Origin of the sequence: Veillonella infantium (assembly GCF_002959895.1) — a bacterium.
Classification (GTDB): Bacteria; Bacillota; Negativicutes; order Veillonellales; family Veillonellaceae; genus Veillonella; species Veillonella infantium.
Genome location: NZ_PPDD01000010.1, coordinates 169,714 through 183,103 on the forward strand (window position 1 = coordinate 169,714; position 13,390 = coordinate 183,103).

Consider the following 13,390-nt stretch of genomic DNA (forward strand, 5'->3'; position numbering starts at 1 on the left):
ATTAAAGCTACAAAGTCAGTAACTTTTTATGCATCATAAAATTTTTCTATAACAGATACAAGTATAATTATAAAATTATATGCCTATTGTAACATAGATGTTAAAGCTTCACCACCAGCTTTTAATGCTTCCACCAATTTAGCTGGTTCTTTACCACCTGCTTGAGCCATATCTGGACGGCCACCGCCATTACCACCAGCTACTTGAGCTGCTGCTTTTACGATGTTACCAGCTTTTGCACCTTTAGCAACAACGTCTTTAGATACTTTACATACAAAGTTAACCTTATCGTCACCCATAGCAGCACCTACGAGCACTACGCCAGAACCAGCCAATTTATCAAGGCCCATATCAGCTAGGTCACGTAATTCATCAATAGAGGAAGCTTTTACAGCAGCCGCTACAAATGCTACATCGCCAATCATAACTTTACCAGCAATGATATCTGCCGCACCAGCTGCAGAAACCTCTTTGCGAATTTGTTCTAATTCTTTAGCAGTTTCTTTTGCTTCTGCCAATACTTGATGTAAACGTTCTTCTACTTGAGGTGCTTTAGTTTTAAGTTCGCCTGCCATACGTTCGATAGTCAAGCGATCATGTTTTGCTGCATCAAGAGCTGCGCGACCTGTAATTGCTTCAATACGACGTACACCAGAGCCGATACCCGCTTCAGATGTTAAGCGGAATGAACTAATGAAAGCTGTATTACCCACATGAGAACCGCCACATAATTCAACGGAGAAACCAGGAACCTCTACAACGCGAACTACATCGCCATATTTATCGCCAAAGAGCGCCATCGCACCTTTCGCTTTTGCTTCGTCCATGGACATTTCAGCAATAGCTAAATCTGTAGCTTTTAAAATCTCTTCATTTACAAGAGCTTCAATTTGATCAAGTTCCTCTTGTGTTACAGGAGAGAAGTGAGTGAAGTCGAAACGCAAGTAATCTGGAGTTACTAAGGAACCAGCTTGGTTAACATGCTCGCCTAGAACCTTTTTCAATGCTGCATGTAACAAGTGTGTTGCTGTATGGTTACGAGCCATAGCAGCACGGCGATTTGTATCTACTTCAAGCGCTACATCATCGCCTTCGGAAATGGAACCTTCCACAACAGTACCGATATGGTATACAGTGCCTTCAGGTAAACGTTTTGTATTATGAACCTCTACCTTACCCATTGGGCCAACGATAAAGCCTGTATCACCTAATTGACCGCCCCCTTCAGCGTGGAATGGTGTGGTGCGTACGATAACAGTAATTTCATCGCCATCAGCAGCTGTTTGCAAACGTTCAGAGCCTTTGCCGATCATTAATACGGAAGAAGCAGTTACAGCTTCATCTTCAAGAAGCTCTTCGTCTTTCAAGAATGTGATGTCAGGTGTTGCTACCTTAGCATCTTCTTTTATACGAGCTTCACGAGCGCGTTCACGTTGTTCCTTCATAGCTGCTTCAAAACCTTCATGGTCGATTGTAAAGCCGCGTTCAGAAGCGATTTCTTCTGTTAATTCCCAAGGGAATCCGTATGTATCATATAGTTTGAATACTTCTGTACCAGGCACAACAGTTGCTTTTTCAGCAGCAAGTGTATCAATCAAAGAATTCAACAATTCAAGACCTTGTTCCAAGGTTTGGTTGAATCGTTCTTCTTCATTTTGTACAACCCGTTTAACGAAGTCTTGTTTCTCAGCAATGGATTTAATACCAGGGCCAAGAATATCTACTACTACATCAATAAGTGGTGTTAAGAAGATACCTTCAATACCAAGTAAACGGCCATGACGTACAGCACGACGTAAAATACGACGCAATACGTAACCACGACCTTCATTAGATGGCAATACGCCATCGGAAATCAATGCAGTTACAGCACGAGCATGGTCAGCGATAACCTTTAAAGATACATCAGTATTTGGATTTTCGTTATATGTAACACCAGCGCATTTAGCTGTAGCTTCAATAATTGGGAAAATCAAATCTGTTTCAAAGTTTGTTTTACAACCTTGTAATACGGAAGCCAATCGTTCAAGACCAGCGCCGGTATCGATGTTTTTATGTTGCAATGGTTCATAAGAACCATCTGGCATTTTATTAAATTGAGTGAATACTAAGTTCCAGATTTCAAGATAGCGATCACAGTCACAACCTGGTGCACAGTTAGGATCATCACAACCATGTTCAGGACCTTGGTCGAAGAAGATTTCACTATCAGGACCACATGGTCCTTCACCGATTTCCCAGAAGTTATCTTCAAGGCGTGTAATATGACTTTCTTCTACGCCACAATCATTGTGCCATGTATCATATGCTTCTTGGTCATCTGGATATACAGTAACATACAATCTATTTTTGTCGAGTTTAATAACTTCAGTTAAGAACTCCCACGCCCAGTGAATTGCTTCTTTTTTGAAGTAGTCACCAAAGGAGAAGTTGCCAAGCATTTCAAAGAATGTATGGTGACGAGCTGTGCGACCTACGTTTTCAAGGTCACCTGTACGCATACATTTTTGGCTTGTTGTAATACGATGACAAGGAGGTACCAATTTACCTGTAAAGAAAGGCTTTAATGGCGCCATACCTGCCCCAATCAATAATAGAGATGGATCGTTTTCTGGTATAAGAGAAAAACTATCTAATTTTAAATGTCCTTTGCTTTCAAAAAACTGCAAGTATGCTTGACGCAGTTCATTACCCTTCATGTGTATATTCCTCCTAAAATTATTTACTCTTCATTATATCGTAAAAATGACATAAAATCTATTAAAAACATTGAGATTATGCGGAATTTACCGACTTTCACAATAGCAAATATAAGGATAAAATTCAATATTTCTAGAAATGAGAAAAAGAGGTTATACAAATCAACAGAACATAATTGATTCGTATAGCCTCTTTTAAAGCTAATATGTATTGGTTTATACAACGCGTTTTGCGCCGATATAGCGTTCACCCCAATAGCCAGTATCAAGATCTGCTACTGCTACACCACGACTGGAAGTGGCGCTGATGAACTTGCCATCACCAATATAAATACCGGAGTGAGATGGACCTGGTTCATATGTTTCAAAGAATACCAAATCCCCTGCTTTTAAGTTTGCACGAGAAACCTCAACACCTACGTTATATTGTTCATCTGCTAAACGTGGTAAAGAAATACCTTGTTTTGCAAATACATATTTAACGTAACCAGAGCAGTCAAAACCACTTGGTGTAGTACCACCAAATACATATGGTACACCGCGGTATTTGTCCGCTTCAGCCAAAATAGCATGAATGCTATTTGGTGTTTCGTTTTTCGTAATATTATTTAATTTAATATTTTTGCCAGTAATGGATTGACCAGCAACACGACGAGATGTCGCATTGTTGTTTGTGAAAGCGGATTTTGTTGCTACTGCTTTAGTCGCAGCATTTTGAGTCAATACTGCCTTCGTAGAACGAGGAGCACTCATCAATGCATTATACGTAGCAGGACCTACAATACCGTCCACTGGTAAGCCACGATCTTGTTGGAACAGACGAACTGCCCATTTCGTTTCTTTACCATATACACCATTTTTATCTGTAGCATTATAACCGTGTTTAATTAGTTGTTGTTGAACCGCTGTAACACTTTTGCCCTTATCACCATATTGTAATGTTGTTGCACCTACCATGGCTGTTGTGGCACACACAAAAGTTAATGTTAATGCCGTTATTTTAACCTTACTATATTTTGACTTCATATGCTTCCTTTCCAAAAACTTTTAAAGTAAGTTATTTATTCAAAATATACTAACCGTCTATTTATTTGCATTCACAAATACAGCTAGTCTTCTTTGCTTTTGTGAGTATAAGTCTCAGGTGCCATAAACACATCTGCACTACTTGGTCCAAGTAATGGAGCCTCTTCTTGCTCATCAAAGTTTATAGCTGACTTAACCCAATACAAAGGCCGTTGCTTCACCTCTTCAAAAATACGACCTATATACTCGCCAATAATTCCCAGTCCGACGAGTTGAATTCCACCAATAAACAAAATTGATACGCCCAAGGTAGTCCATCCATTCAAGGCTTGACCCGTAAGATATACATACAAGAGGTGTAATATAAGCAAGAAGCTTAACCCACCACATAGTACACCGACGTATAAGGCAGCCCGTAAAGGAACTCTTGAAAAGGCGGTTACCCCATCGAGAGCAAATCGTATCATTTTACGCACACTAAACTTTGAGACACCTGCAAAACGAGGTGGCGCCACAAAGTGCAACTCAGCTTGTCTATACCCCAAGGCACCGACAATACCGCGCAAGAAACGACCATGTTCTCTAAACCGTTTCAATGTGCCCAATGCTTTACTATTCATGAGACGGAAATCAGATCCACCTTCAACAATAGGAACATCGGCCATTTTGTTCATTAGTTTGTAATAATACTTAGACGTGAAAGATTTAGCCCAACTAGCATCTTCAGTTGAATCGCGTATGGTGCGCACCACATCATAGCCTGACTCCCACAACCTAACAAGTTCAGGAATCAAAGCCGGCGGATGCTGCATGTCACCGTCCATTGTAATAACTGCATCTCCATGAGCATAATCAAGACCACAAGTAAGCGCAGTCTGATGCCCAAAATTACGAGCAAGCAATAACACTTTGACATGTTTATCATTGTAAGCAATTTCACGCAATATCATAGCTGACGAATCACTAGAACCATCGTCTACGAAGATTAGTTCATAATCGTACGTGAGTCCTGACATAACATCAGTTACAGCTTTATAAAAATTCGCTATGTTCTCTTCTTCGTTATATACAGGCACTACAATAGAAAGTAACATAAATCCTCCAAAGTATTTTACTCACATATTTTAAGTTAATTAGTAAATTAAGGCAAATCATCAAGGTTAACAATAAACAAAATTATATCTATAAATCCAGTAATTACAATACTTTCTAGAAATCTATAGGTTTTCCTCTTCATATAGCTTTTATATAAGAAAAACAAATAAATAATATATTTATTTATCTTCAAAACTACTCAATAACTCATTATAGAATTTTAATTTATATATATAAATTCATATAAACACTTTTAAATACTGACTCTTTATCCAATTAACAAAAATATTAAATAAATTTTCTATATGAAATCAAAGAAAGTTAAATGACTTCATCTTATATTCATAAATTACATACTTATTTGATAGCTATTATGAGATATAAAGCAGATATATATACTATATTCGTGCATAAAACACTAATAATATACAAAACTAGATTAATACACTCTCAACAAGCTAACATCACTTAACCATTACTACATAGAGAGAAGAAAAAGACCCCCTCAAGAGTCTCTTTCTATCATAAGCCTGCAGCATCAATCCAGGATTGTAAATCTTCCTCTGCCAGAACCATATCCTCTTCATACGCACCAGCTACAACAGGATATTTTGCAACCTCTACAGTATGCAAAATTGAGTCATCACGACCGTTTTTAAAAGTCCCAATCCAAATACCTGAGAATTGAGATTCATACCACTCTACAGGTTGATCTGTTTCATTAAAACTAATCGTAATATGCCCGCGACCAAGGGTTTCTAATACCTCGACTTGCTCTTCTTCTGTAAGGCCTGTTTTTTCAATATAAATAGAATAGGTTTCACCATTCTCACGTAGATTCTTGAGAGCTAGACGCAATTCATTTAATACAGCACGTACATTGTTGTAATTTTCAATCATATATACTCCTATATAAAGAATACCATATGTAATAGATTAAAATTCCTCCTATTACTTAGCTACTACTTGCACACCCCATTGACGTAACACATTGAGAACACGTTCTATTACTTCTGGTAAAGCTTTTTGAACAGATTCACTAGGTTCAAAACCAATTTCAAGGGATTCTGGTTCCACACCAATAACCACGGCATCCTCTAGAGGATCCTCTTGAATAGCTCGGATACGCAAAATATCTTGCATTCCAACTTCGTGTACAGAAATATGTTCAGTGAAATATTGTTCCAGCTCCTTATGAGGAAACTCATATATAGTTCCTGGTGCTTCTCCACCATTAATAGCATCTACAAGAAGAATTTTCTTCATTCCACGCATATACGTGAGTAGTTCCATCCCCATAGTTCCACCATCAATAATGGAAATAGTTGGTGTAAAAGTATAGTTTTCTTTTAACTCTTTCACCACATGAACACCAAGGCCCTCGTCAGTAAGTAATATATTCCCTACCCCAAGTAAAACAATTTCATTATTACCATCATCGTAAAGGCTATTTAAATCAATACGCGGACCCTCAGAGTCCGCGTATTGTTCCAAGCCACTGATGATTTCAGTACTTGTATTAGTCATTTTCTTTTAATTCTCTTTCTCTAGGATCATTAGGGTCACTTGGACGATATGTTGTACCAGATGGTTTATCAATACGTTCACCACGACGTCTTTTACCATTGAGATCTTCAATATCGATTGGATCATGAGCATAATACTTCATACCAGAAACCATAGCAGATACTTCGCCAGATTCCTCCATAACGTCTTCTCGGAATGCCATGTACACATGGACAATAGTAAAGAACAAGAAGCCCCAAGCAATATAGTGATGGATAATATGAACTTTATATTCACCACCAAATAATGTAACAACTGGTGCAAATAAAGTTCCTAAAATACCATTAGGGTCAACCATAGAATACATTGCAAAACCAGTCAAGATTTCAAAGAAAAACATTACGTACACCATCATATACGCCGTTCTTGCTAAAGAATTGCGAAGCCAATGATGTTCATGTTTTTGAGGGATCATCAAATAGTGCAATGTAGTTTCTTTAAGACCGTACCAATACCGTTTTTGACGGAATTTAGGCAATAGTCTGTCCCCTCGATTCCAAAGAGCACCGGCAAATCGGAAGATAAAGGAGGATGTTAAGATAACACCCGCAATGAAATGGATACGACGCATAGTTTCCATAGAAAACCAACCATCAATTGCAAAAGTTGGCTCTGGATTACCTGTAATAGCCGAAAACCCTGGATCACCAATATATAAACCAGTCCAGAATAAAGCCGTTACACTAAGCACCATAGTCCAGTGGAATATGCGTAGCCATAAACTAAATACGACATACGCCTTTTTGTCAGTATGTATTAACATAAGTCCACCACCCTTTATTTACACAATGCATCTGTATTGACGGAAACAATTTTTTCGCCTTTTTTATTGTATAAATGGGTTGCACAGGCAAGACATGGGTCGAAGGAGTGAATTACCTTCAAAATTTCAAGTGGTTTATCCACAATTTTTACATGTGTATCAATCATAGCATCTTCGTATGCGCCATGTTCATTTGCTGCAGTCTTAGGACATGCGTTCCATGTAGATGGGACGATACATTGGTAATTTGCAGAGCGACCATCTTTAATATGGATCCAGTGACCCAAGCCACCTCGAGGCGCATCTACAAGACCAACACCTTTTGCGTCTTTATCCCATGTTTTTGGCTCAAATTTAGTCATATCCGCTACTGTAGTATCACCATTTTTAATGTTTTCTACAAGTTTATCGAAGTAATATTGACTGATGTTAGACGCAACTTGTGCATCAAGACCACGACAAGCTGTACGACCAACCATAGTTGTCATCCATACATGAGCAGGTACCCCAAGTACTTGAGATACTGTATCGATTTGACGAACAATCATAGACTCAGCCCAAGTTGGATCTTTAATAATACCTTGTTTAACTTTTGTATATACAACGATATATTTAGCTAATGGACCAACTTCTGCAGTTTTACCTTTGAAAGTCGGGGATTTAATCCAAGAATATTTTTTATCTTCATCAAGGAATTCCCATTTTTCTTTTGTACCAGATTTAGGACCTGTAAACTTAGGATCTGTTACACCTTCAAGTGGATGAAGTGTGGTAGTACCATTTGGATATTCAAACCAAGAATGGTCAACTTCTTCACTGAGGTATTGTGGATCCATGAAATCTTTACCTTCAAGTGGAATAAATGTAGCCTTATCTACACCCAAAGCAAAGTTTTCTACTACACCATTGGATCGAACGATACATTTTTTATGGTAATCACCATTAGAAATACCAGTATATGTATCATCTGGATAATCACCATAAGACATAACACGTTTCTTTGAAAGGCCGCCACCATCGACTATACCTTTTTCAACATAGATTTTTCCAATAGCAAGTAAATCAGGCAAGTAAAAATTACTTACCAAATCTTTGGCTAATGCAATAGATTCATCTACCGCAGCAAGACGTGCTGTATTGATAGGCGCATTCATATCATTCATAGAAATGGAACATGGCATACCACCTACAACATAATGCGGGTGAGGGTTTTTACCACCAAATACAACGTGAGGAATTACGATATCACGTTGACGATCAAGAATATTCAAGTAATGAGATATGGCCATTAAATGAACCTCTGGTGGCAACAAATTGTAATCAGGATGATCCCACCACTGAGCGGCGAAAATACCTAATTGACCGGACTCTACAATTTTCTTAACCTTTTGTTGTACAGCTGCGAAATATGCAGTAGTCGCTTTAGGGAACTCTTTAGGATATGCAGAGTCTTTAGATGCCGTTTCAGCTGGTGCCAAACCACCTACATTATAGGTTGTTAAAATTTCATTTTGTAATTGAGCTGTCTTCGCAGGATCTGCGCTCAACGCTGCTATAGGACTAACCCAATCAAGAGCATGTAAGTGATAGAAATGCACAATATGGTCATGTACATCTAAACAGCTATGCATGATATTACGAATATAGTTTGCATTTTTAGGAATAGTAATACCAAGTGCATCCTCCACAGCACGTAATGCTGCCAAAGCATGTGTTGTAGTACATACGCCACAAATACGTTGTACAAATGCCCAAAGGTCACGAGGATCGCGATCTTTAGCAACAAGTTCGATACCGCGCCAAGCAGTACCAGAAGACAATGCGTCCTCTACTTTACCACTCGCTTCATCAACTTTTATTTCTACCCGTAAATGACCTTCAATACGGGAAATCGGATCTACTACTACGCGTTTCATTAGTGACCTCCTCCATTATTATGTTTCGTTTCATCCCATAAGCCTTGTTCTTTTAAGCGTTTTTCTTCTTTCATATCAAGAATTTTATTACGCGTAAGAGTTGCAGCACCATGAACAATAACAGCTGCAGTGGCACCAACAGCAGCTACTGTACCGATTGTATCAGCAGTTGTGATGGTATTAGCCAATGGAATATCCGGTAAACGTTTATAGAATACGTCATTATCCCAGAAGCCCTTTTCAGAGCAACCAATACAGCCGTGACCGGATTGAATTGGGTAGGATAAACCATTCCACCAACGCAAGTTACCACAAGAATTATATGTTTGAGGTCCACGACAACCTACCTTGTACAAGCACCAACCAGATTTGGATGCATCATCGTCAAATTTTTCAACGAATAGACCAGAGTCAAAGAAGGCACGACGATAGCATGTATCGTGAATACGATTGCCATAAAATTGTTTAGGACGACCTTGAGAATCAAGAGGTGGAATTTGACCGAATAAAGCATAATGCATTACTACACCAGTCATAACCTCTGGAATTGGAGGACAGCCAGGAACCTTGATGATAGGTTTACCAGATACAACAGAGGATACAGATACTGTATTTGTTGGATTTGGCTTAGCCGCTTGAATACCGCCCCAAGACGCACAGGAACCATATTCAATAATTGCAGCAGCACCTTTAGCCGCTTCTAACAAGGATTGTTTAAAAGTACGTCCGCCAACAGTACAGTAAATGCCATCTTCATCAAGTGGTACGCCACCTTCAACAGCTAAAATATATTTGCCTGCTTTTTCTTTGATAATTTTTTCTAAATGTTCCTCTAATGGTGCACCAGACGCTGCCGATAAAGTATCATCATATTCAAGAGAAATCATATTTAAAATAACATCAGAAGTAAATGGAGAGGATGAACGGATGAAAGACTCACTACAACCAGTACATTCTTGACCATGTAGCCAAATTACCGTAGGCAATTCAGTTGTCTCAGCGGCCTTAACAACGGTGTCCAACATCGTTGGTGGCAAGCCAAGAATAGCAGTGAGTGCTACACAGGACTTCATAAATGTGCGTCGACTCAAACGGCGCTCTTGGAAGAGTGTCCATAGACTGTTTACACGATTCTTCACGGAATATAGCCTCCTTACAACAACTTTGCGCAATATATGTATATTACTTAATAAACTACAACAATATGATATAAATCATTTTTATAAGCTTAATTTATCATACGATAAAGTTCAAATATCATGATACAATCACATTCTTACTATTTTATTATAGCACTTTATAAAACTAATAACTATAGAATTTATACAAAAAAAGCTGTATATAAGAGGTAATTTCTCTTATATACAGCTCTGTATGCTATGTTTTTGTAAATTTTTAACAGTTATTAGACTGTTATATGATTTCCTTAATTAGGGCCTCAAGCACGTCAGCTTTTTTGTAACCCACAAGGGAATCAAGCATTTTGCCATCACGGAAGAATACCATGGATGGAATGCCATCGATGTCTTCTTTCAATAAAATGCCACGAAGATTTTTATCTTCCGCATCAACGCTAAAGAATTCTACTTGACCATTAAAACGTTCTGCTACCGCTTCTACCTCTGGACGCATAACAGTACAAGGTTCGCACCAAGCAGCCCAGAAATCAACAATAGCCAAGCCTTTAGAACCAAGTACTTTTTCATCAAATTCTTGTACACTAGTAATTGCTGTAATTGCCATGAAGTTCTCCTAACAAAGATCTACAATCTTATATACTATAAATTATATCCTGTATATGGAAGCAAGCAATCAATAAGCCGAGTTCTGTTCCGCTTGCGCGGTGACGATTATCTTTCTAGGCGTACAGTCGCCTGCACGCTCGAGCGACACAACCCGGAAGGTAGGCGGGACCACCCTTAACCCTTCCCTATTCGGTCTTGCTCCGGATGGGGTTTACCGAGCCAGCCTGTTACCAGACTGCTGGTGAGCTCTTACCTCACCTTTCCACCCTTACCACTGGCGTGGCGGTTTCCTTTTCTATGGCACTTTCCCTAAGGTTACCCTCGCCAGACGTTATCTGGCATCCTGCCCTATGGAGCTCGGACTTTCCTCGAGTCCTATGGACTCGCAACCGTCTTTCATACTTGCTTCAATTCAGTTTATCATAGCTAGCCCATTTGTTGCAAGAAAATGCAATATTATAAGAAAAAGAAATCATTCTGTTCTGTAAAAGCTTTCACAGGAACAGATATATCTTTACTAAGTAAATAGTCACGTAAACCGCTAGCAACAATAGATTCTGTACCAAAATGTCCTGCATCAACTACAAGCAATCCAAGCTCTTTAGCTAATTGTGCATCATGATATTTCACATCACCTGTAACATATGCGTCTACATGCAAGCGAGCTGCATCTTTAATAAATTCAGCACCGGCACCAGAACATAGTGCTATGGATTGAATTTCTTTAGGTGCTACGCCAGCAAAACGAATATTAGCCTCTGGTAATGCTTCCTGTACCCATTCACGGAAGGTATCTAAAGTTAATGCATTTGGCAAAAGGCCGACTCTTCCTAAATACTGAGTAGAAGCTGTAGGCTCTACTAAAGACACAACTTCATAAGCTACTTCTTCATAAGGATGTGCTGCTTTCATAGATTCAATGACTTGGCTTAAATGAATACCATCTACAATCGCATTCACTTGTACCTCGGGTGCTACCGTCAAAGTACCTACTTCACCGATGACGGGATGAGACGCTTCATTGCCAATGAAGCGTCCTTCTCCGTGAAGACTAAAGCTACAGTACTCATAGTTACCGATTTTTCCTGCCCCTGCAGTCCCCATAGCATGACGGACCGCATCAGCAGCGCTTTCAGGTACAAAGGTAGTCACCTTATATAGAGCGTCTTCCCCGGTTTTAACAAAACCTTTTATATCTATAAGACCTAATTGATTTGCCAACATATCATTAAGACCGCCTGGTGCAATATCGAGGTTTGTATGAGCACTATAAACGGCAATCTTCTGTTGAATCAGCTGATTAATCATTCGCCCTTGCGCCGTATCGCAAGATAGCTGTTTTAAACCTTTAAAGATTAATGGGTGGTGGCTGACAATCAAATTGCAGTTATGCTCAATAGCATAGGCTATAGCTTCCTCAGTTACATCTAAGGTCGTTAATACGCCTGTAACTACTGCATTGCGATCTCCTACCATAAGGCCTACATTATCCCATGATTCAGCATAGGGACGAGGTGCTAATTGTTCCATTAACGAAATAACATGTTGAACTGTTGTCATATATCTCACTTCTTTCTATCTATTTTCTAAAAGACTACGAAGAAACGCTACTTCATCATCTAGTTCCTTATATTTTTGGGTGTGACTCAATTTATCAGTCATACCATCAAGTGCACACTGGCGTTGGTAAATCAAATATTCAATGTATTTCTGCCAAAGAGGTGGACGTTCTTGTTCAAGAAGAGCTCCCACAGACCACAGTAAGGATTCTTCAGGCAATGCAGCATACACATTTTCTTGGATTGGTGTACCTGTATACTTTTCTACACAATCTTCGCGAATCGCTAAAAATGCAGTATATAATTTTCCTGCATCTTCAACGATGATTTCAAGGACGATAACATAGCCCTTTTGTACCATATATTGACGTAATTCTTTTTGTCCATTCTGTGGTTGTAATACGTAGAACTCTAAAGGCTCTGGACCGGCATCTACAATATCGCGCATGAGATATCCACCCATACCACAGCAAATGGCACCATTTAATTCGCCCTTCTCTGTTACCTTTAGACCATCCCCTAATCGACAATCTACTTTAGAAGTTAACCCACAAGATTGAACATATTCTTTTGCAGATTCTAAAGGTCCTTTATGCACGTCGCCAGCAATAACAAATTCAGCACGATTACGATTGATGAGTTCTACTGCTAAATATCCATGATCAGTACCAATATCAGCTATTGCATGAGCTTTTGGTACGATTGAAAACACCGCCTCTAAGCGATCCATCATAGGCCTAGGTTCCATAATTCCTCTATTACTATATATAAAAATAACCGCCCTTGAATTCTCAAGGACGGTAGATATCAACATAATTGGTGGGCCCACCTGGGATCGAACCAGGGACCGACCGGTTATGAGCCGGTTGCTCTACCCCTGAGCTATAGGCCCACAGTTAGTTTCTAGCTCATTAATTATACCGAATAGGCTAGTACTAAGTCAAGGCACACCGTATTTCTATAACTGTTTCATGAGCTATATTTTGCCATATTTTCTGCAGTAGAGAACGGGCATAGACAG

11 protein-coding genes, 1 tRNA gene and 1 other RNA gene are annotated in these 13,390 nt (G+C 39.1%); all 13 read right to left on the reverse strand.

Annotated features, from left to right (window positions below):
- Positions 1-83: 83 nt before the first annotated feature.
- Complete coding sequence (alaS, locus tag VCHSUH03_RS06970) at positions 84-2,699, reverse strand: alanine--tRNA ligase (protein ID WP_105094498.1); 2,616 nt, start codon at positions 2,697-2,699, stop codon at positions 84-86.
- A gap of 216 nt (positions 2,700-2,915) precedes the next feature.
- The gene (locus tag VCHSUH03_RS06975; RefSeq protein ID WP_105094499.1) at positions 2,916-3,725 is read right to left on the reverse strand and encodes a C40 family peptidase; all 810 of its coding nucleotides are present in this window, start codon (positions 3,723-3,725) and stop codon (positions 2,916-2,918) included.
- 83 nt (positions 3,726-3,808) lie between these two features.
- The gene (locus VCHSUH03_RS06980; RefSeq protein WP_105094500.1) at positions 3,809-4,819 is read right to left on the reverse strand and encodes a glycosyltransferase family 2 protein; all 1,011 of its coding nucleotides are present in this window, start codon (positions 4,817-4,819) and stop codon (positions 3,809-3,811) included.
- A 523-nt stretch (positions 4,820-5,342) separates the two neighbouring features.
- A complete protein-coding gene (locus tag VCHSUH03_RS06985) occupies positions 5,343-5,720 on the reverse strand; it encodes a hydrogenase expression/formation C-terminal domain-containing protein (RefSeq protein WP_105094501.1) in 378 nt (125 codons plus the stop codon).
- Positions 5,721-5,771: 51 nt separating this feature from the next.
- Positions 5,772-6,347, reverse strand: a complete 576-nt coding sequence (locus VCHSUH03_RS06990; protein WP_105094502.1) for a HyaD/HybD family hydrogenase maturation endopeptidase — start codon at positions 6,345-6,347, stop codon at positions 5,772-5,774.
- Entirely contained in the window at positions 6,340-7,149 is an 810-nt protein-coding gene (gene cybH, locus VCHSUH03_RS06995) for a Ni/Fe-hydrogenase, b-type cytochrome subunit (protein WP_105094503.1), read from the reverse strand. The genes VCHSUH03_RS06990 and cybH overlap by 8 nt, the downstream gene beginning before the upstream one ends.
- Before the next feature lie 14 nt (positions 7,150-7,163).
- Entirely contained in the window at positions 7,164-9,065 is a 1,902-nt protein-coding gene (locus tag VCHSUH03_RS07000) for a nickel-dependent hydrogenase large subunit (RefSeq protein WP_105094504.1), read from the reverse strand.
- Positions 9,065-10,204: a hydrogenase small subunit gene (locus VCHSUH03_RS07005; RefSeq protein WP_105094505.1), complete on the reverse strand. Its 1,140-nt coding sequence runs from the start codon at positions 10,202-10,204 to the stop codon at positions 9,065-9,067. Before VCHSUH03_RS07005 ends, VCHSUH03_RS07000 begins: the two co-directional genes overlap by 1 nt.
- Before the next feature lie 274 nt (positions 10,205-10,478).
- Positions 10,479-10,808, reverse strand: a complete 330-nt coding sequence (locus VCHSUH03_RS07010; RefSeq protein ID WP_105094506.1) for a thioredoxin family protein — start codon at positions 10,806-10,808, stop codon at positions 10,479-10,481.
- 57 nt (positions 10,809-10,865) lie between these two features.
- Positions 10,866-11,216: RNase P RNA component class A (gene rnpB, locus VCHSUH03_RS07015), an RNA gene on the reverse strand.
- 50 nt (positions 11,217-11,266) lie between these two features.
- Positions 11,267-12,370: a Nif3-like dinuclear metal center hexameric protein gene (locus VCHSUH03_RS07020; RefSeq protein ID WP_105094507.1), complete on the reverse strand. Its 1,104-nt coding sequence runs from the start codon at positions 12,368-12,370 to the stop codon at positions 11,267-11,269.
- A gap of 15 nt (positions 12,371-12,385) precedes the next feature.
- On the reverse strand, positions 12,386-13,117 hold the full coding sequence (locus VCHSUH03_RS07025) for a tRNA (adenine(22)-N(1))-methyltransferase (RefSeq protein WP_105094508.1): 732 nt from the start codon (positions 13,115-13,117) through the stop codon (positions 12,386-12,388).
- 69 nt (positions 13,118-13,186) lie between these two features.
- Positions 13,187-13,261, reverse strand: a tRNA-Ile gene (locus VCHSUH03_RS07030).
- Positions 13,262-13,390: the final 129 nt, after the last annotated feature.

Bases quoted from the DNA above. Each gene is read 5' to 3' on its own strand.
- VCHSUH03_RS06985 (WP_105094501.1), bottom strand. From the start codon at position 5,720: ATGATTGAAAATTACAACAATGTACGTGCTGTATTAAATGAATTGCGT.
- VCHSUH03_RS07000 (WP_105094504.1), bottom strand. From the start codon at position 9,065: ATGAAACGCGTAGTAGTAGATCCGATTTCCCGTATTGAAGGTCATTTA.
- VCHSUH03_RS06990 (WP_105094502.1), bottom strand. From the start codon at position 6,347: ATGACTAATACAAGTACTGAAATCATCAGTGGCTTGGAACAATACGCG.
- cybH (WP_105094503.1), bottom strand. From the start codon at position 7,149: ATGTTAATACATACTGACAAAAAGGCGTATGTCGTATTTAGTTTATGG.
- alaS (WP_105094498.1), bottom strand. From the start codon at position 2,699: ATGAAGGGTAATGAACTGCGTCAAGCATACTTGCAGTTTTTTGAAAGC.
- VCHSUH03_RS07020 (WP_105094507.1), bottom strand. From the start codon at position 12,370: ATGACAACAGTTCAACATGTTATTTCGTTAATGGAACAATTAGCACCT.
- VCHSUH03_RS06980 (WP_105094500.1), bottom strand. From the start codon at position 4,819: ATGTTACTTTCTATTGTAGTGCCTGTATATAACGAAGAAGAGAACATA.
- VCHSUH03_RS07025 (WP_105094508.1), bottom strand. From the start codon at position 13,117: ATGGAACCTAGGCCTATGATGGATCGCTTAGAGGCGGTGTTTTCAATC.
- VCHSUH03_RS07010 (WP_105094506.1), bottom strand. From the start codon at position 10,808: ATGGCAATTACAGCAATTACTAGTGTACAAGAATTTGATGAAAAAGTA.
- VCHSUH03_RS06975 (WP_105094499.1), bottom strand. From the start codon at position 3,725: ATGAAGTCAAAATATAGTAAGGTTAAAATAACGGCATTAACATTAACT.